This is a genomic window from Pirellulaceae bacterium (assembly GCA_029243025.1).
Taxonomy (GTDB): domain Bacteria; phylum Planctomycetota; class Planctomycetia; order Pirellulales; family Pirellulaceae.
Genome location: JAQWSU010000029.1, coordinates 23,240 through 43,019 on the forward strand (window position 1 = coordinate 23,240; position 19,780 = coordinate 43,019).

Genomic DNA, 19,780 nt, shown 5'->3' on the forward strand with positions numbered 1-19,780 from the left:
GCCGTGCTCCTGCTAGCTGCCAGTCGCGGTCGAAAGAGCTCCTCGGAGCGCTTGCCAGGAGCCACTCTTGTGCTCTTTTTTGCACTGCTGAACGCTTTTTTGCACTGCTGAACGCGCTTTTCGACTGCTTGTTAGGATGCGTAAGCTGCACTGATTTTATCGCTCGTATCGTATTGTCTGAAATTTCGGGTGGTATGCGTCGATCTGTCTCTACGGATCTTCCACATTGTATGGACCCAGCGAGTCATGACGATGAAGGTAAAAATCACACTCTTACTAACCAGCTTGGTGGCAATCACACAGCTTGCCACTGAGCTCCATTCCCAGCAGATTAATTCCGTTGGAGACTTTTCGGCAGGGCAGGCGTCCGTTCCGCCTCAGCCGGTGCCCGGGCCGGCTCACGGCCAGCCGGTGCAGCTCCAGACAGCAGCGGTTCCACCGCCAGCGATGCAGTATTGGCAAGACTCAAATAGGGCGCCAGCCACGCAGGTGTCTGCACCCCGCGACTTGAGCTCGATTGTGACGGCTCCCACATCCGCTCCGGCTGCCGTTTCCGCTCCGGCTGCCGTTTCGGCTCCGGCTGCCGTTTCGGCTCCGGCTGTGGCTTCGGCTCCGGCCTTTCGGGAGACTTCGGAACCGGCCGATAAAGCTGCGGGGCAGGGGTGCAGTGGTGATGCAGGATGCGACTCGTGTGATGCGTGTGATTCCTGCGGAACTGCTTCCTGTTCTTGTCGTTGTGACGGTGGTCTGTTGACAGGTTTTCTAAACGGTGGCATGGCCGCTAAGCTGCGTCACGGAAAGCTTGGGGGGCATCTTTTGGGTGACTTGTGCAACAGCTACTCGGGTTGTTTCGGGATTTCTGACAGCGGCTGTCCACGACCTTCATGGATTTGGGCAGACGGCGAGGCCATGTTGCTATGGACCAACGGATCTGGGAGTGTGCCTGCTTTGGCGACGACAAGCCCCGATGGAACGCCTTTCGATCAGGCTGGCGTTCTTGGTTTGAACACCACGAGTGTTCTCTTTGGGGGCGACTTGGATGACGACGCTGATTTGGGTTACCGCGGTATGATCGGTGTTTGGTTTGACCCGCAGCAAACTTGGGGCATTGCTGGACGCGGACTCTATTTCGATCACGATACGGCTAATTTCTCAGCCCAATCGAGCGGGTCGCCAATCTTGGCCCGACCCTTTTTCGATGTGGATTTAAATGTTCAAGATGCTCTAGTTGTAGCCTACCCGGGCATCAGCAGTGGGTCGATTAACATCGATGGTTCCACCGAGATTCAGGGTTTTGAGCTCTTCCTTCGTAAGATGCTCTATTACGGTTATGGAAATCGAATCGACTTCCTGGGTGGTTTTCATACGACTCGCGTCAATGACTCGTTGCGAATCAATGATGTGATCGTGGTTGAAGACACCGGCGGAGTGTTTCCTGTAGGAACAGAAATTGAAACTGATGATATTTTCAAAACTAGGAACGAATTCTACGGGGGTGAGCTTGGGCTCATGGCACAAGGCTTTGACGGCCGGTTGACCTGGAATCTTATTTCAAAGGTGAGTCTCGGAGCGACACAAGAAACCGTTTCGATCAAAGGCCAATCGACGACGACTATTCCTGGAGGTTCTACGAACACTCGACCCTCGGGGTTGTTGGCCTTGCCATCCAATATTGGTGTTTACGAGCGAGATGAATTTACCATCGTTCCTGAGTTGTCGCTGAATTTGGCCTATAGCCTGACCAGCCGATTTCAGGCAACGGTAGGTTATACATTCATGTACTGGTCGAATGCGGCGATGGCTGCCGAGGCAGTTGACACTAGCATCAACCCGACGCAGATTGATCCACCGATCGTCGGTCCCGAAGCTCCCGTCTATACATTGACGGATGAGAGTTTCTGGGTTCAAGGTTTGACATTTGGTCTCAATGCTCGCTTCTAAGCCGCGTTGATCGTTTTGACTCGCAATCATACGGCCGGCCGTGTCGCCCTGGTTTGGGGTGGCACGGCTGTTGTCGTTAAGTGCGATGTGAAATTAAGGTGTGTGAAATTAAGGTGTGCAAGTTGATCGAATCGATTGATCGGCGATGCTGAGCGAGTTCTCAAGTCAACGCCGACGGGTGCTGTGATTCAGAAAAAAAAGAGTCAAATCGGTCTGCCACCTTGCCAAAGTGAGTTTATTAGGTAGTAATTGTTGTATGAATTTTTCAGCGATCGACACGCTTGCGATTTGAAACCGTACATTTTGGACTCTTCATGCCCTCGAGAATTATAGCTATCGGTGACATTCATGGTTGTGCACAAGCGCTTAAACGCCTCTTACGGGAGCTACAGCCAAATCAAGATGATCTTGTGGTCCCACTTGGAGACTACATTGATCGCGGTCCCGATAGCAAAGGAGTCATTGATCAACTGCTTGTCTTGGAAAGTCAGACGACGCTAAAACCGATTCTGGGTAACCACGAAGAGATGATGATCGGTGTCGTTACTGGTGAAATGCAGCCAAGCTTGTGGACACGATATGGGGGAGTCGAAACCTTGGATTCCTATCAATTTGATGGTGACCTAAAAGTGATTCCACAGGCACATGTCGACTTTCTTAGCCGTTGTCTTGATTACGTCGAAACCGATTCGCACCTTTTCTTTCATGCGAATTACGAAGCCGATGTCAAGCCTGCCGAATTGGGGCCAATGGTTTTGCGTTGGCGATCTTTGGAAGAGGCCATGCCCGGTCCGCACAAAAGTGGAAAGGTGACCGTCGTGGGTCACACGCCGGACAAATATGGCGAGATCATGGATGTGGGCTACCTCAAATGTCTCGATACCTATTGCTATGGTGGTCAATGGCTGACCGCCATGGATCTGCTCTCTGGAAAAATCTGGCAGGCAAACGATCGGGGCGAATTGCGGTAAGCTACTTGATCCTACGATTGAACGGGTGTTATCGGATGCCCTCACTGGCATGATGATCGTTATTCAGGCAGGTAGTTGAGGGTGTAGTAGGCTTCTGCATGCAGCAGCTTTTTACCTGTTGCCGAGCGAACCCCATCCAAGTGCAGTTCGTGCACGTGACCCTCTTGTAGTCCGTCCACCGTCAATCGAACCGTTTTTCGGTCATCGGCGACTTCGATATTTGTGATTTGAGGCGTGGTGTGGTCGACCTCAGGGCTACCATAGCCGGATTGGTAAATGTAGGTGTAGGTACTCATCGCATAGGAAGCCGGATCAGCTGTTGTCACGGGGTCGGCAGGCAGAGTGAAGAGCAATTCAAAGCCGTCGGGTTTTGCTCGCATCTCCCGGACCTCAAAAGGGGTTTTTCCGGTCCAGTCGACGCGTTCCAGGGCATAAGGCTTGCGTCCCCGACTTCCCCAACCCCGATTGGTGCCTCCGACAAACATTTGTCCTTGCGGGCTCATCAGCAACGCGAGCGATCCGGAGCCAAACCCGGAGCGAAATGGAAAACAGGCACCTTGAAAATGTCCTTGGACTTTTTCGAGATAGACCCGCATCACGGTGCTGTGGGTTTGGTCACCAACAAACAATTGACCTTCGAAGGGACCAAAGCGACCCCCGCTTGTGTCACAAGTGATACCACTCGCTGATTGGCCCATTTTTTTATAGGGAAACAGAATTGCCGATGGTTCAAGGCTGGGGAATCGTTTGGCTTCGGTCATGATTCGACTGCCGCTTTTCGGCGAGGGTGGATTCGTACCCGCAGAGTCCGTCAGTTGCCAATACTTGTTGCCTGTCGGATTTCCTTGGAAGGAACCGGGCCGCAGGTGCTTTAAGCTACAGGTTCCATTCCAGGGACCTTGATTGTCTGTGTAGAAGACATCGCCATCCGCGTTCATGCCGATTCCCCCGGGGCTGCGGATGCCGCTGCAGGTAGGCAGAGTGGTGCCATCTTCTGAAACCCGCATGCACCAACCGCGGAATGGGCTGGCGTCTGCAGCGCTGCCAGAACCCGTCAGGCAGAGCACGACCCAAAGTTGTCCCTGCGGATCAAACTTGGAACCAAATGCGTATTCGTGGTAATCACCGTTGATGCCCCAGTTATCTGAAATCGTCTCGAATAGATCCGCTTTTCCGTCAGCGTTCTCGTCGGTCAGTCGTGTTATTTCTCCCCGTTGGGTTGCATAGAGTTTTCCATCACGTTTGGCTAAGCCCAGCACCTCGTGCAATCCGCCGGCGAATTTCTGGAAACGTATGTCTTCGTTGGGTTTATCTGAGAAAACGCCTTCGACCAGGTAGATGTCACCACGACGCGAGCTTACTGCTAAGCGTTCGTCTGGCATCATTTCCATGGCGCCGACTTCCAGGAAAACCGACTCTGGAATTGGCAATTCTGTAATCAGGTAGTATTGGTCTTCGTTGGTTTCGCACCGAGCAGTAGAAAAAGTGCCTAATGCGATGACTGCAAGGAGGATGATTTGTCGCATCGAAATCACCATGAGTATGTTTGAGTAAAGGTAGTGTCTTGATCAGTGAGAGGAATGTACAAGAGCAATTCCTGCTTGCCCTGGCGGTTGCGGATTTGCGGCTGGGTACTCGCTGGGAACTTGATTTGTAAAGTATCGTCGACCACGAACTGATGATCATTTTCCGCTTCGATCTTTTGTCCGACCGCAGCCCGATGCCAGATTCCGGGGGTTGAGCCGTCGGATTTGATCGTGAATGTTCGGGCGAGGCCGACCGATTGTTGATCCTCCATGACGTTGGGAGTGTCTTGGATCGATAGGTTCTTCAGTTGGTACAAAAAGGTGGGGCGGTTCTCGTCGCTGAGCCGATAGCCGCGAAATGTGAGTTCGGACTCGGATGGCCAAGTCGCATCTTGCGAGGCGAGGAGGGCAAATTCAGGGCCGTCCGCCAAAGTGATCAGATTTCCACCTGCCGGCGGTTCAAAGCCTTGTCCGCGACCCGTCCAATGGCGTTTGGCGTCGATGAATGAGCCTTGCCAGATAAGGGCCAGACGGCAGCCTTGGGCATCGAATGCCAAGCTGACCTGCTCGGGAAATCCGACTCCAATCGCACGCGGTCCGGCGCCTTGGATAAAGTTGCGGTAGATGATCGCTTCGTCGGTTGGAACGAGCTCCATCGAGTTAGTGACTAAGCCAGATGGGACACGCGCTCGGTCGCCGTCAGCGAGGTAGTTCCAGACGGCTTGGATTTGACGATCGCTGTTTCCACCCAAGATTTCTGGCAGTAAGCTCTCGCCCTCGGCTGGCCACGCGGAAGGCATGCGGGTGCCCCGGCGATAAATCTGGGGATTGCGGACGTATCTGCGAAACCAATCTTCCTGAAGCCGTTTGTTCATCGTGGTCATGCTGATCGCTTGGATGCCGGTTGCGTTGTATTTCCCAAAGGTATGACACTTAATGCAGGAGAAGCCCTTGTTGCCAACCATCTTCCGGCCCGCCTGCCGAGACTCTTTCCGAGTGAGTGGAATTTCAGGCAGTCCTTCGACGCGATCTAACGTCGCAAAAAGATTTCCCAATTCTTGCACTTCGGGTGCTTGGAATTGCGGCATGCGAGTTTTCATGGAGGGGCGATCTTTGGCCCCTTGGGTCAAGACCGTCGTTAGCCAGTCTGGTTTCAATTTCTCACCAATGTGATCGAGCGTTGGCGGAAGTCGCCCCTCGTCACCCATTTCCGGTTGGGTAGACACAAAGTGAGAGTTGCGGGCCTGTTCGACACCGCCAAGGCCATCTCGCTCATGACATGCGACGCAATTGAAGGTTTGAAGAGTGGAACTCAATTTCTCTGGAGCAGACAATGTTTGGGTGCCGACTCGTTTCCGGATTGCTTGATTGAGTGACTTCCGTTGTTGAGGGCTGAACGCAAAGAGAGGTGCGTTGACGCTCGGTTGTTCTGTCAGGCAGCCTCGTTCCGCATTCAGGGCCAAGAGGTCGGGCGCGGTCGAGGCGGTTTGCGATTTTCCAATCGGATGACAGTGAACGCATCCTTTCTTCTCAAATAACAGCCGACCGTTTGAGACCAAAGACGGATTGGGCAAGAGTGGTTTTTCTTGGTCAAGCACTCCAATTTCTTTCCGAACCAGCTCGTGAGCTTTCCTTCGTTTTAAACCGGGACCTTCGATTTCGAGTTCAAGTTCCTCGCCTCCACCAATTTCGATGTAGTCCAAAGTGATTTGGTGAATACCCGCATCCAGATCAATGGTTTTGCTCAGCCAATTCATGCTGTGCTCACCGTCGTTGTCGATCAGTAGATCTTTATCGACCCAGAGTTTGGATCCGTCATCCGAGCCGAGGTGAAAGTGATAAGTTCCGCTGCGTGGAATCTCCAACTGTGCTTCGAAACGTAGGCCGAAATGATCTCCTCCGCCTGCGGCCCGCGCGTTGAAGGTTTCCGTACCGCCTTGGCTCGTGGGTGTCATTTGACTAAAGTCTGGGATGCGTTTCCAACGACCACGGAACTCCGAAAACGCGATCCCTGCCTGTTCAGGGACGTCCGGCAGCAGATAGCTTGCCACGTCATCGGCCTGCTGTTGGCTCAGGTTGAAGCTTGGCATGCGGCCAGCAGGGCGCGCCTCATGCGGGGTTCGCAGGAAATTGGCCAGGCTCGAAAGGCTGTACTTTGCCGACAAGTCACCCTGTGGAACCGAGGTGGGCAGCGGCTTGCTGTCGGCCTGCTTGTCGTCATGGCAGGCAAGACAACCAACCGTTTCATAAATCGCTTTGCCCCTTGCTTTTGAGCCAATTCTGGCCGTTTGTTGAGTGGGGCGGACATCGGTCAGGGAGCCAAGGTAATGCACGATGGCTTCCACTTCTGCGGCCGTTTTTGTTGGCGATTGATGATGAAATAGATTCGGCATCGTCGTACCCGGTTTAATTCGATTCGGATTCGCGATGAATTGCTGCAGGTATTCATGGGCGATACGACCAGCAGCCGATTGCAGGTTGGGGGCCGGTTTTCCCTTAATCGTCGACGATTGGTGACAGGCCACGCAGTTGAGTTCACCGAGTAGCAGACGCCCAGCCGACAAGCCGTTTTGTTGGGAGGCAAATCGCTCATAGGCGGGGATGATCGGATGATTCAGCTGGCAAGTTGCGAACCGTGTGGAAGTGAGCAGCACAAGAGCAGGAAGGAAATACCAAACGGTTGCTTGGCATAGCATGTTGTGTTTCATGGCAGACTTTACTGGAGTGCGTTCGTCAAACGGTTGAGGAACGAACGGTTGCCAGACGACTCGAGGAGTTCCGATGGCGGGACAGTAATAGGCTAAGATTGTAACGCGCCTGTCGGCAGGCAACAAAGCAAACCTGGCCCGTTTTTCGCATCGTGTTTAAGAAGTGAGTTGATAGAAATGTTGTGCGGTTTTTCCCAAGATGGCCGCCTGTTCGCTTTCAGTTAGCGAGTTGATCGTCGATATGAGCGCTTCATGAACTTGTCGATAGCTGGCTGCCAACTCACAGACGGGCCAGTCTGATCCGAACATGCAACGTTCTGGACCAAAACATTCGATTGCCGTTTCGACATACGGCCGCAGATCTTCAGCCGTCCACGATTGCCAGTTGGCTTCTGTGACCATTCCAGACAGTTTGCAGTAGACGTTCGGGAAACGAGCGGCTGCTCGGAAATTATCGATCCAGTTGTCGAATCGCTGATGTTTGATTTCTGGCTTTGCGAGGTGATCAATCACCATCGGTAGTTCGGGGCAAGCGGTGGCTAACGTTGTGGCGTGCTTTAAGTGTTTGGTGAAAAACAATAGATCGAAGGGGACTCCATGTCGTTCCAAGACTTTCAGCCCCTTGATGACATCTGCTCGAATGATAAAGTCAACGTCGGACTCGTCGTGAGTGACATGACGAATACCGACGAACTTTTTTCGATCCTTAAACGCCAGTAACTGCTCCTCACATTGCTCGCTCGCTAAATCAACCCAGCCGACGACTCCGGCGATGAATTCATTTTGCTCAGCCAGGTTCAACACCCAGTGATTTTCTGCAACGTTGTGTTGGGTTTGTACGAAAATCGTTTTGTCGATGCCAACTTCGTCGATCAACGGTTTTAGATCATTTGGCAGGAAGCTTCGGCGGATGGGTGTTAGTGCTTCGTCATTTAGCCAGTCGTAGTCGAATCGACCGAGTTCCCAGAAATGTTGATGCGCGTCAATTCTTGTCATCTACGTTTCCTTCAGAGCGAAAGGTCGAACGCTGGATCCCAGTTCGTCAGAGTTCGTCATTGTTTTCTGGACGACCTTCGATGTAGAACCAATTGTGGATAGGGCGCAGTATTTCCAGCACTTCGGCCAACAGCTGTTGGTCGAGCGGTTGACTGGCCCAATCGACCCACTGAGCCACTCTTTGCGGGTTGGCAGAACCGGTGACGCAGGTTGTCATGTCCGGATTCGCGAGTGAGAACTGTAACGCCAATTGAGCGATGTCGATTCCCTGTGATCTACAGTGGTGTGCTGCTGATTGGCAGATTTGACGGACCTGATCGGTGGCCTTGTGCCAAGGTGGTAAGGCAGCATTTGTCAAAAGACGAGCTGAAAATGGGGCCGCGTTCATGATGCCTACACCCTTCTCTTTCAAAAAAGGTACCAAGTCCGCCAACATCGTGTTTTGAAGCGTGTAATGGTTGTAGGAAAGGATTACATCTAAGTCGGCGTGATCGAGCACATAGCGAAACATTTTCATCGGATATCCCGAAACGCCGATGAAACGCACCTTGCCTTGTTGTTGGACGCGTCGCAGGGCCGGTAAAGTTTCTTCGACGATCTGCGACATCTCCACGAATTCAAGATCGTGGCAGAGAATGATGTCTAAATGTTCGACCCCCATGCGATGGAGGCTAATGTCAACGCTTTCGATGACTCGACGAGCGGAAAAATCAAAGTGATTCACATCGTATCGGCCGAGCTTTGTCCCCAGGTAATAACTGTCGCGGGGGATGTCACGTAGTGCCAGCCCAAGTAAAACCTCGGACATGCCACGACCGTAAAAGGGTGACGTGTCGATAAAGTTCATACCCAGATCGAGAGCCGTATGCACAGAGCGTAAGGCTTCCGACACATCGACTTGTCGGAATTCCTGGCCAAGTGACGACGCGCCGAAGCTCAGTGTCGATAATTCGATTCCCGTGTTCCCAAGGCTTCGAAATTGCATCGTCAAGTCCTTCGTGTCGTTCTTTTTGCCGAGGGCTTTGTAGCGGTGACTTTACTCAGTGATCCAATGATGTTTGTAGTCTGATCGTCAAGTTCAGGAATCCATGCGGACACCGACCGCAAGTAGCAAGTTGGCAAACCGTTGTTGGTCGGCTGTTTGGATAGTCAAAACGAGATCTTTGGTGCAAACGGCATCATAGAATGCCCATTTTTCGATCGGTTCTAATTCAAGACGAAGGCCTGCTTCGGCGATCGCGGCTTTGTATTCCGCCCAAACGGGCGGATCCTCGCTCAAGGCATAGGGTCCGCTCGTTTCGTACATCATCGTATTAGCGATATCAATTGGAATGGCGCTCAGAATTGCTCGTAGTACCTGGGTGCAGGTGACGATTCCAGGCGATAGATTCAAGCTCACCAATTCGGCATTGGGACCGAGTGTCGTGGAGGCGGGGTAGTTGCCGTCCGCGATCAAGATGCGCGCATGATGGCCTGCGCGCCCGAGTACTTCATTGATTTTAGGGTGAATTAATTGATGATTTAACATCTTGCAACTCCCTGCAATTACAGACCGGCCTGTAAGGCGCGTAGGTGGCGAGCGAAGTGGTCTTCCAAGACTTCGGTGTACGTGTCGAGGTGATTTTCGAGAACGCTGCGGACGGCTGGCCCGTGTTGCTCGTGGGTCAGGACAGAGCCAAAGGTGCAGTGAAGGATTTGGCGTCCGGGAAAGGTGAATCCTTTGCCTTCGGGAACCTCTGACCAGAGTTCAAGATAAAGTCTTTCGAGTTCTCGGTCATCTTGAATGTTGGCGGGCGATGCGACGGAATCAAGTGTCGCAGAAATGTGGTAGGTGGCCTTGTCCGTGTTGAATCTCGCTCGTGAAAAGTCGATCAGCTCACGGAATAAACGGGGTTCGTGTTTTGCGACCACACGCAGGGCTTCTAGGTAACTTGTACCGGCTGTTTTGACGTGGAATTTGCCCTGCGTTGTTCGTGCCAAAGCGGCATACATCGATAGTTTATCGGAGCCGGAGTGCAGACTTAATTTGTACGGGCCAAGCAGGCTGGCGATCGCAGCATGATCGCGCAGGGACGCCTCTAACGCATCAACATCGCCTTTGAAATCTACGCCCTTTTCAAAGTCTCCAATGAATCTCGGCGCCAAGCTCACCAGTTTCATGCCTCGTTGCAGACATTGGTCAGCGATAATAAAGTGTTCGGCCAACGTGGTGGGTTGTTCTGTTTCGTCAACGCTTAGCTCGATTTCATAATCGCGATCCGCCTGATCGTGAACCGTTTTGATATAATCTGCCAGTTCAATCGCATGATTGAGAGCGAGACCATATTTGACGGCGGCACGCATGCAAGCTTCTTCATTGAGTTCGATTCGCGTTCCGGTTGCGAGTTCGACGGTGCGGCCAAGATATCCGTTGGGCCAACTGATCTGATCGGCGATTGCCTCGTATTTTGATCTTAGAGTTGTTTCATCGTAATCATCCGCTTGGGCGTCGACGTGGTCGGAGGGATCGATCGTAAAGAAGGTGAAGCCGGCCTCGAACGTAAGATCGACGTCATCGTTTGTTTTGAGGTGATCCGCGTCGGCCCCAGTAGCTCGTGTCCAGCCCGATTCAGTCATGCCCGTTAACGCTTCCAGCATGACTTGTTTGGCCGTCCGCTGAGTTCGCGTCATCTCTCGGATCGACTGTTGCGGGTAAATGGCTTCGATTCCCGCTCCAGCTTGTTTCATGGCAGCAACGTGGCCTGGTGTCGCTAGGCCGATACGGTCGCCAAAGCCGAAGCTGGGCGCAAGTCCCAGGGTGATGGGTTTTGGATCCTGACGGGTGTTCATGCCTGATCTCCGGCTACGCGGTGAGTTGTTTAAAGGCGTTGATTGTCATCTCTGCCGCTGTTTGCGAATCGGGTATCGGAAAGGCTTCCGCCGAGAGGTAGCCGTCGTAGCCGATCTCGTTCAGTGCCGCGATGATGGGCGGAAAGTCGAGATGGCCCGCACCGACTGGTTGGCGATTTGAGTCGACGAAGTGCACGTGTCCGATCCGATGTCCGCCGGACTTGATGGCAGTCGCCAAGTCGGCTTCTTCGATATTCATGTGAAACAGATCCGCCAAGAGCACCACATTGTCGGTTTGAATCCCGTCGAGTAACTCGACTCCACTCTGGACTGTATTGCAGAGGTTGGTTTCATAACGATTCAGGGGTTCGTAGATCAGCGGGACTTCGTGAGCGGCGGCTTTCGTTCCCAGTTTTTCCAATGCTTGTTGCAAATAACTGAGGGCTGTCGTGCGATCCGTGGCGGCATCCCAACGCCCTTGCATGGATCCGATAATCGCGGATGCTTGGAACGAAGCTGCCAGTTCGATAATCGATTCGACAAACGAAATCGCTTCGGCCCGTTTGTCTTGGCTGGGGTCGGTGAGGGTGAGTCGGTGTTTGACCCAGCCGGCTCCCGTGCCGACTGCGGCCAGCTGCAAATCGTATTCGCCAAGTAGTTGCCTTAGCTTGGCTTGGTCAATCGCTTCCACCGAAGGAGGAAATACCTCGACGGCATCGTATCCTAACTTGGCGGCTCGTTGGCAGCCATCTTCGAGGCCATCCCAAAACACGAAGGGACCACCGCGAGCTTCTTCGACCAAACTAATCGTGACACAAGATTTCATGATGTTCCCTTGTTTAGATTTCCACGATGGCTTTGATGACGCCTGTCTCGGGCTTGGTGTACGATTCGAAAACTTCGATCATGTTATCGAACGAAGTGCGGTGTGTGATCCATGGTCGCGTATCGATCTCGCCATTTTCGATCAGTTGAATGATCCGCTTGAAGTCTTTGGGCAGGGCATTTCGGGACATCAACAACGTGATTTCTTTTGCATGCAAGTTCGGATGTCGGAAGGAAATCTCTTGATTGACGATGCCGACGTAGACGACCTTGCCAGTGTGGTCGACGTAGTTGAATACATTTTGCATTGAGTTCTTGTTGCCGGTTGCATCGACAGCAATCGTCGGCAAATGGCCGTTGCCGATGGCACGCAGTTGGTCCACTTCCGTTCCGTCACCCTGGAATTGGACGGTATGCTTGACTCCCATTTTTTCACGGCAAAACGCCAGTCGCTGCTCATTCATGTCCATCACGACGAGTTCGACCTTTGCGAGTTGAGCAAACTCGATCACCGAAAGACCAATTGGCCCTGCTCCGATGACTAAAAATGATTCCCCCTCACGCGGTGCTGCCCGGTCGACCGCGTGACAACCGATGGCCAGGGTTTCGACGAGCGCCAGCTGTTCGTATTCCAAGCTCTCGGAGGCGTGAAGCTTGCGAGCTGGCACGATGAATTCGGGTCGAAGGCCTCCATCAACATGGACACCGAGAACCTGCAGGTCGTTGCAGCAGTTGGTGCTCTGTCGCTGACTGGCGAAGCTGTCAGGGTTGTTAATGTAGGGTTCGACCGAGCACCGATCGCCGACTTTGACTTCGGTGACGTCTTGGCCAACTTTGATGACTTCAACACCCAGTTCATGTCCCGGGATGCGAGGGTAACTGTAAAACGGCATCTTGCCGAGATATCCCGACAGGTCGGTGCCGCAGACGCCCACACGATGAACACGTACGAGTGCTTCGTCTCGGCCTGGTTCACCCGCTGCGGGAATTTCCTTTTGGACGAAATGTTTTGGTTCTTCCAGAATGATCGCCTTCATAGTTCACCCGTTGCTTCGTTGAAATCGGAGGGAATTCAGCAATAGAGGGTCGTTTGCCTTTTAGGCAAGCCACGAATTATTGTCCGCGAACTGCGGAATCGCAACCGGCCTCCAATTAGATGGAATCAAGGAAGGGAGGGCAGGGCGGCCGAAATTGGCTTTGATTAGCGACTTCATTCCCGAAAAGCGATTTCCAAATAGCTCGATGAGTTCTCGCCGCTGGTCGGAGGAATGGCTTTTGGGGAGTACTTGCCTCTCCGGGTAAAAGCGGTGAGTTGCATGATCAGTGGGTTCTGAATTGCATGCGGATGCTAGAAGGCAGTCGTCTGCCGACAGCTGATGAGGCCGCTTGGTTTGTGCAAGCGGTGAGGGTGAGCGGTCCGCGTTACGTCGGGTTATTAGACGCGGCTGCTTTTGAGGACGTCATCACTGATCAGAGCCAACACCGAATCCAATTCTTCGTTCGAAGCATTCTGGATTGGATCGACATCCTCGATCGTATCGAATAGTGATTCACTTTCCTGCAGGAGTTGAACGCGAACCGTGCCAGTCTCTGCAATCGGCATGCTGGAAATGCCCGCTGTCTCGCTCTTTGTTTGCCGGTTATTGTCGCTTGCCTGAACAGCGGCGGCAATCGCCGAGGCGCCGGTCGTTGTTGATGCCTGATTAAGCTCGTTGATAATCAGCAGCACGTCGATCGGGGAGAGGACGCCATCATTGTTCACATCCAAGAATAGATCGTCACGATAAAACGGTCGAGCCGACGGAATTGAATCGTCATTGAGTTCATTGATCACGAACAGTGCATCGATTGGTGAAACAGCGTTGTCGTGGTTGACGTCACTCGGATTGTCCGGGTTGGTCTTGATGTTGGAGACAACGTCCGTAATGACGACCTCAATGCCTCGATACTCAATCTGCTGAGTAGGCACCGGGTCCGAGGAATCGAAGAGCAGCACATTGTGCTGGGGTAAAACATCTGCAGGGTGAGGAACAAATTCAAATGTACCCTCGGTGGCCGCCCGCATCGGTACGGAAAACAGCAATGCTTCGTCCGGTCCTAATCGATCGATGCCGTCAAAGGCACCGACTTCATCCATCAAGCCGGGTACGGACACGTCGCCAGATTGTCCATTCGGATAGTCGCTCCCATAGAGGATTTGGCCCTGGGCGTTTGCCGCAGCAACGGGATACTCAACGTCGGTGTAGGCGGCGAAGACGCCCGACCCGGGGTCTCGTTGGTCTTGCACAAATGCTTGCAGCAGGAATTGTTCTCCGACCGCGACTTGGGTGATGGGAGTACCGTCGTTGATGTCGGCAATACCCAAGCGAATGGTTGCTAAGTCAGGTTGGATATCGATCACCACGTTGGCCGAATCACTCAGGCCGTTCACGTCTTCAATCGTGTAGCCAAAACTGTCGATCCCGTCAAAGTCGAAGGGGGTTGAGTAAATCAGGCCGAGTCCATCGCCGGTAATTGCAACGCTACCGCCGCTGCTCGGAGTCGTCACTTCGACGATTTGCGGGTCGGTTCCAGGGCGGAATTGATCATTCTTTAGCACATCGAGGAAGACATCTTCCGAGTTGCGACGCAGCGAGAAGGCATCATCATTGGCGACAGGGCCTCCGCGAACGATCTCAACAAAATGGTCTTCGACCTCACCAGCAACCGAAGCACCATCAAAGGAAATGCCTCGATCGTAGCCGTATCGGAAGCGAGCAAAGGACTCACCCAGCGTGGCCCACGCCGGGACGTCGAATCGCAAACTGTTGACACCTTCAACGACGGCCTGGTCGACGAAGATCTGTTCGCCTGGCGTGGTCCAAGCACCATCGCTGTCGAAATCAATCCAGGCCTGCAACACACCAGCGGAATGCTCTCCGTTGGAAATGGTGACGTTAACCCGTGTTTCCGCACCGGGAAGGACATCGGTTACAAAGTTGACGCCGTCTTCGTCAGCCAGATCGTTGATGTCATCACCAAGAGCGAGCAAATTAGGCTGACCATCCAGTTCGCCATCGACCAACATGCCGATTCCGAATCCGGGCAGAATTCCGTGGCGTGCTCCGTTATCCTCGAGCGTTGTCGGGAAGGCAGCCGGTGCGTCGCCGAAGTCGATGCCAGAATTGTCGCCTGAACCTCGTTTGTTTCCAAAGTCAGCTCCTCGGACTTCACCCGCTCCTGAAAAAGTGATCAGATGTTCGCCACTTTCCGGGTAGGTTTGCACCCAGCCAGGCTCGACGATTTCACGAACCGCATAGGTGCCGGTTGGCACATGTCGGATCGCATATTCGCCATTTCGATCGGTGATGGCTGCTGGCTCGCCAATGCTGAAGTCGTCATCGTTGTTCAGGTCCACATAAATGATGACATCAGCCAAGGTTGACTCGCCGGAGTCCAACATGCCATTTCCGTTTGTGTCGTTCCACTTCGTGCCGGATGTGGATGCCGATTGTTTGCCTCGACCTGTGGGAAGTCCGAAAGCAATCGTGTTGAGGGTGTCTTCCAGGCCGGTGAAGATCTGATTTTTGCGATACTGATCCTCTGTGAATTCGACATCGTTGTCATCCTGAGTGCCGAGGATTCCGTCTTGTCCGACTCCAATCTCGGCCCAGAATTCAGTACCCGTATCGACCATGATGTTGGGTCTCTCAACGCTCGGTTCCGTATGGTAGTTACCGAACAAATGGCCCGCTTCATGGGCGATTACAATCCCAACTCCAGCGCCAATGAGATCGTATTTGTCTTTCTCCGGTTCATTGAAGAGGAAGGAGTTGATCGATTGATCATTCCGAAAACCTGTAATTGGATCGAATTCAGGAGCACTCAAACTATCCAGAAGCACGACGCCCGTTTCCGAAGTGACAAAGTTACCGGGGTCGACCGACTGAGCGATCGCAATCGTTTCAATGTCCAATTCTTCGATCGTTCCGCCAACGATCATTCGCGTCACATTCGGTTGGCCGAAGGGATCTGCGTGGTCACGACTGTTGCGGATTTCGATCCCATATTCGCCAGCCTGTCCTGATTTGGCATAGTCACCGTTCAATCCGTCTTGGCCAACTGTTCGGAACTTCTGCTTGACCGTTTTTACGATCGAATCGATCACGCGGTTTTCGCTCTGAATACCTAAACCCCAGTCCCCTAAGAATGTACTCAAAGGAGATAGCGTAGTGATGCGGGGCCTACCAAAAATGCTGGTGTCGATTGTCTCGCCGTCAAAATCCAGAAAGAGAATCTGCTCGGTTCCGGGGTCTGCGTCTTCCAACACCGGACGATGAACATGGAAACGGCCCTCGTAATTGCCGGTGAAGTCACCAAGAACACGGACGTAGTAGCTACCTGTTTGGTTGATCACATACGGGATGGTGGCGTTTCCATCCGACGTGAGATCTGATCCTAGAGGGAAGAAGTCGGGTCCGAGTGGACCTCGACTACCAATTAATTCAATTCCATTCGAGTCGAACAGCGTTACATCATTTGAGGCACCGAGCATATCCAAATTGAAGATGTCACCGGCGGCGAGATCGAAAGTGTAATAATCGATATCACCATAGTTACGGCCGATTGTTGCCTCGTAGTCGCCCGTGGTGGCCAAGATGGCAGGGGTCAGGCTGGTTGAATCGAAGGGATTGGCAGGCAGGTTGTATCCAAAGAAACCTGAGCCCACAACGGCAACGTAGTAATCGTCGTTCTCCGGTGCAACGAGCGATAAATAACTGTCCACGCCGTCTCCGGAATTGTCATTGCTGATCAGCAGTTCGCCAAAGCTGTTGTAGACGGCAACTGCCGGATCGAAGCCCGCGGAGCCCTTCACCCGGACGGTGATCAGGTCGCCTTCCAGGACGTCTTCGAGTTGAAAGAAATCAACGTCACCGTCGGCTTGTGGCCCGTCACCGATCGTTCCGGCGGCAAGCACAGCCTCTTCTGAGGTTAAATTGGTCGCATTGGCCTTCGGAATGGAGCCATCATCTTCGACCGAAAACACCGAACCAGGCTGGTTGGGTTCTTCAATGCTGCCCCTCACCGGTACAAATTCTTGTTGCCCGGCGGCAAATCCCAAATTGATGTACTGGGCATCTTCCGGGATGTCATTGAGTCCCAGCAAGTTGGCGTCCAGCGATTCGGATTCATAAACCCGTGCTGCCGCCCAGTTTGATTTCAAATTCGATCCTTGGCTTCCTAGTCCACGCAGGGATCGGGGCGCTTTTCCCTTGTAGTTGATATTTGATCCGTAGAGCGTGAACTGAGCCGGGCTCTGTAAGAGGCCAGCGTACTGTTGAATCAGCTCGCCTGCCGCTCCTTCTGGAAGTGGCGGTGCGTCATCTCCGAGACCGGCCAAGACGCGCCGAGGCTCTAGCTCTTCCAAGTGGGTTCTTCGTAGGGATATGCGGTTATTCCGAGATTGCTTCATCTGTTTCTCGTATTCGACACTGGGCTGTTCCGTGTTTGTCCTGTTACACGAAGCGTGGAGGGGAGCTCTTCAGGCGCGAACATTACCTGCGTCACTTACTCTCTCAAGTTGGGCGTCGCGGGTTGAACTGGCTTCGGGCAGTACCCGGCCGTTACTGTTCCGCTCCTTGCATCATGTTCCGTTGGCCTGAAGGCCTGATAAGCCTTGTCTTGTCTCGAGTCTAATTACAAGAATCTCAACATGCCACAAATTCGTTAGATATCACGCAAATCACCTAAACGAGCAGGCTTGGATGATGAAGTTGCTTTACACCCACCGCTTCGGAGTTAATTGGCAACGTTGAGCCGTCAAGACGGATAATATACGAAGAGTTGGGAAAGCGGAAGCATCTTTTCTGCCTCTCGATGTCCAAGCCGCCCCTTTTTCCACTTTCGGTACTGTTCTCGGACGCGTTACGCTGGTCGAATTTGGAACACAAAAAAAGCCGGCATTCGTGAAAATGCCGGCTTTTGCTCGATCAACTTGGGGCCATCAGCCCCCATTTGGCTCGCTTACCAGGTCCACTCGAAGCCAAAATTGGTACCGTGAACGAATAGGTCCCCGTCATTGTTGACGAATGCTTGCCGTGCGGTGAACGGCGAGGCCGAGTTAAAGTTGTTTGCCGCCGTGGCAATGCCATCGACGTACAAGACTTGATACCCACCCCGAAGCGTTAACCGTGGTGTGATCCGAAACAGACCGACGATGCCGCCGTCTCCCAAGAAAGCTGCATCGTTGACGCCTTCTTGTTCGTTGAGCGTCGGAGCCGATGAAGTAACCGTCGTTCGTTGTTCGCTGTTGGTCCCGAAAATACCCGCTTTTGCTTCGGCACCGATTTTGAACCGAGGTGTGAGGCATAGATAGCAATCACCACCTGCCTGTAGACCGATTAGGTCGTTGTCGGCCTTCAGGTTATAAGACATGTTCGCCTGAGCGTTCTGTGTGTAATAAACCAAGTCGTCGCGGAAGCGAAAGTAGCGAACGCCTAGTAGGAGTGAACTGTGGATATTGCAACTTGCGGAGACGAAACGGCGACGCAGATTGATTTCTGCGTTGTTCATTTCCGCAGAAATGGCAATCGAGTTAAGGTCTCCATCCCGAGTTTCTGTGAAACCGTTAACTGGATCAGTCCCGAAGTCGCTAAAAAGTGTGAACAAGTCGAAATTGCTCGTAACTGATGCGGAATTCTGCCAGTTGAAACCGCCGAAGTAGCTGAATTCCAAGCCCGTACTGGGACCGACAAGGCAGCTATAGGTGACGCGATAGCCGGATTCCTCCGAGAAATCAATTTCGTTCATGTTCAGCACGATCGGCCCGTCAATTCCTCTGGAGCTGAGTGCGAGCGATTGGTCGAAATCACGCGTCCAGTAGAGCCATTCCGCTTGGACATCGAACCAACGCGGCAGACAGCGGCCGCCTGTTCCGTCGCAACCGTGAAAGCAACCGGCTACGCCGCAGCTTTTGCACATGCTGAAAAGGTTGCCGAGTCCGACGCCACAATTGCCGTTGCGGCAGTTTCCGCCTAGCAGTCCACCGTTTCCGCCTAGCAGTCCACCGCCGCCACAGGAGGGACTGTCACAACCGTCACAACCCCTGTCGCAGGCTTGATGCGCGGCGCGTTGGATGGCTGGGATCGCCGGTTGTCCCGGGTAAATCGCCGGTTGAATCGGGCCCCGCATCATCGGTTGGCCTGGTGCAGCCGGCTGCATGGCGGGCATGAAGTTCTGGCCGGGCATTGGACCGGGCATTGGACCGGGCATTGGCGGCTGCATGGGCCTGCCAGTTGGTGCCATGGCCTGCCGCATCATCGCTTGTTGAGCCATGGCCTGCTGCATCATCGCTTGTTGAGCCATCGCTTGTTGAGCCATCGCCGGCTGCATCATTCCGGGTGGCATCGCGGACATTCCCGGATTCATCATCGGTCTGCCCGGCTGTCCCATCATCGCTTGTTGAGCCCCCGGCATACCAGCCGGGGCCATGCCTGCAAAACGAGGTGGTTGATTCGGCATGGTGGGCATCGCCACGGGGCCATAAGGAGTCTGCAATTGTGCTGACACCAGCTGCGCGGCGGCGAGCATCGTCAGGAGGGTCAACGTGCCTGTGATTGGGCGATTCATTCTTCTGTTTCTCCGCAAGTCGACGCGAGCAGGGCTCGTTCGGTTTTTGGGTTCGGGAACAGACCGGTGGACTGGAAAAAACGGTTTGTCCCATTCGTTCGCTAGAAACTATCGGTCTGGAACAATGCGGATAACGAATACTTTCGGAATGAGCGGTAGAGTTGTCTCAGGATTCGTACGTTGTTCATTCTGCTCAAATTTACACGGCGAATTAAGACACAGGGTGGAGCGTTTCGCTCCACCCTCCTCCTTTGGGGCAATCGACGCAACCTGTTTTTGAGAAGAGGTTTACAACGATTATTCCATCTCTGACGTTCTTTGGCACGACGCTTGCAAAGAGGGCTGGGGGAGGGATCGTCCCTCCAGCAGGCCAAGA

The 19,780-nt window shown here is 53.2% G+C and carries 12 protein-coding genes; 2 read left to right on the plus strand and 10 right to left on the minus strand.

Annotated features, from left to right (window positions below):
* Nucleotides 1-252 precede the first annotated feature (252 nt).
* Entirely contained in the window at nt 253-1,941 is a 1,689-nt protein-coding gene (locus P8N76_12595) for a BBP7 family outer membrane beta-barrel protein (GenBank protein MDG2382501.1), read from the plus strand.
* 314 nt (nt 1,942-2,255) lie between these two features.
* Complete coding sequence (locus P8N76_12600) at nt 2,256-2,912, plus strand: metallophosphoesterase family protein (GenBank protein MDG2382502.1); 657 nt, start codon at nt 2,256-2,258, stop codon at nt 2,910-2,912.
* A gap of 59 nt (nt 2,913-2,971) precedes the next feature.
* Here the strand turns inward: P8N76_12600 and P8N76_12605 are convergent, their stop codons facing one another.
* From P8N76_12605 to P8N76_12650, 10 genes are all read right to left on the minus strand, one after another.
* Nucleotides 2,972-4,438 carry a hypothetical protein gene (locus P8N76_12605; GenBank protein ID MDG2382503.1) on the minus strand — a complete coding sequence of 489 codons (1,467 nt, stop codon included), beginning with the start codon at nt 4,436-4,438 and terminating at the stop codon, nt 2,972-2,974.
* Nucleotides 4,439-4,443: 5 nt separating this feature from the next.
* Complete coding sequence (locus P8N76_12610) at nt 4,444-7,134, minus strand: c-type cytochrome (GenBank protein MDG2382504.1); 2,691 nt, start codon at nt 7,132-7,134, stop codon at nt 4,444-4,446.
* Between the two features lie 168 nt (nt 7,135-7,302).
* Nucleotides 7,303-8,142, minus strand: a complete 840-nt coding sequence (locus P8N76_12615; protein ID MDG2382505.1) for an amidohydrolase family protein — start codon at nt 8,140-8,142, stop codon at nt 7,303-7,305.
* 46 nt (nt 8,143-8,188) lie between these two features.
* Nucleotides 8,189-9,127, minus strand: a complete 939-nt coding sequence (locus tag P8N76_12620) for an aldo/keto reductase (protein MDG2382506.1) — start codon at nt 9,125-9,127, stop codon at nt 8,189-8,191.
* 93 nt (nt 9,128-9,220) lie between these two features.
* The gene (locus tag P8N76_12625) at nt 9,221-9,670 is read right to left on the minus strand and encodes an RbsD/FucU family protein (GenBank protein ID MDG2382507.1); all 450 of its coding nucleotides are present in this window, start codon (nt 9,668-9,670) and stop codon (nt 9,221-9,223) included.
* 17 nt (nt 9,671-9,687) lie between these two features.
* Nucleotides 9,688-10,971 (minus strand): tagaturonate epimerase family protein, encoded by a 1,284-nt coding sequence (locus P8N76_12630; protein ID MDG2382508.1) that lies wholly within the window; start codon nt 10,969-10,971, stop codon nt 9,688-9,690.
* A gap of 13 nt (nt 10,972-10,984) precedes the next feature.
* A complete protein-coding gene (locus P8N76_12635; protein MDG2382509.1) occupies nt 10,985-11,797 on the minus strand; it encodes a sugar phosphate isomerase/epimerase in 813 nt (270 codons plus the stop codon).
* A gap of 13 nt (nt 11,798-11,810) precedes the next feature.
* Nucleotides 11,811-12,833, minus strand: coding sequence for a zinc-binding alcohol dehydrogenase family protein (locus P8N76_12640; protein MDG2382510.1), 1,023 nt, complete (start codon nt 12,831-12,833; stop codon nt 11,811-11,813).
* 398 nt (nt 12,834-13,231) lie between these two features.
* Nucleotides 13,232-17,248 carry a GEVED domain-containing protein gene (locus tag P8N76_12645; GenBank protein MDG2382511.1) on the minus strand — a complete coding sequence of 1,339 codons (4,017 nt, stop codon included), beginning with the start codon at nt 17,246-17,248 and terminating at the stop codon, nt 13,232-13,234.
* Between the two features lie 551 nt (nt 17,249-17,799).
* Nucleotides 17,800-19,404, minus strand: coding sequence for a hypothetical protein (locus tag P8N76_12650; GenBank protein ID MDG2382512.1), 1,605 nt, complete (start codon nt 19,402-19,404; stop codon nt 17,800-17,802).
* Between the last annotated feature and the right edge of the window lie 376 nt (nt 19,405-19,780).

Coding starts and splice junctions, on each gene's coding strand:
- P8N76_12595 (MDG2382501.1), top strand. CDS start 253: ATGAAGGTAAAAATCACACTCTTACTAACCAGCTTGGTGGCAATCACA.
- P8N76_12600 (MDG2382502.1), top strand. CDS start 2,256: ATGCCCTCGAGAATTATAGCTATCGGTGACATTCATGGTTGTGCACAA.
- P8N76_12605 (MDG2382503.1), bottom strand. CDS start 4,438: ATGCGACAAATCATCCTCCTTGCAGTCATCGCATTAGGCACTTTTTCT.
- P8N76_12610 (MDG2382504.1), bottom strand. CDS start 7,134: ATGCTATGCCAAGCAACCGTTTGGTATTTCCTTCCTGCTCTTGTGCTG.
- P8N76_12615 (MDG2382505.1), bottom strand. CDS start 8,142: ATGACAAGAATTGACGCGCATCAACATTTCTGGGAACTCGGTCGATTC.
- P8N76_12620 (MDG2382506.1), bottom strand. CDS start 9,127: ATGCAATTTCGAAGCCTTGGGAACACGGGAATCGAATTATCGACACTG.
- P8N76_12625 (MDG2382507.1), bottom strand. CDS start 9,670: ATGTTAAATCATCAATTAATTCACCCTAAAATCAATGAAGTACTCGGG.
- P8N76_12630 (MDG2382508.1), bottom strand. CDS start 10,971: ATGAACACCCGTCAGGATCCAAAACCCATCACCCTGGGACTTGCGCCC.
- P8N76_12635 (MDG2382509.1), bottom strand. CDS start 11,797: ATGAAATCTTGTGTCACGATTAGTTTGGTCGAAGAAGCTCGCGGTGGT.
- P8N76_12640 (MDG2382510.1), bottom strand. CDS start 12,833: ATGAAGGCGATCATTCTGGAAGAACCAAAACATTTCGTCCAAAAGGAA.
- P8N76_12645 (MDG2382511.1), bottom strand. CDS start 17,248: ATGAAGCAATCTCGGAATAACCGCATATCCCTACGAAGAACCCACTTG.
- P8N76_12650 (MDG2382512.1), bottom strand. CDS start 19,404: ATGAATCGCCCAATCACAGGCACGTTGACCCTCCTGACGATGCTCGCC.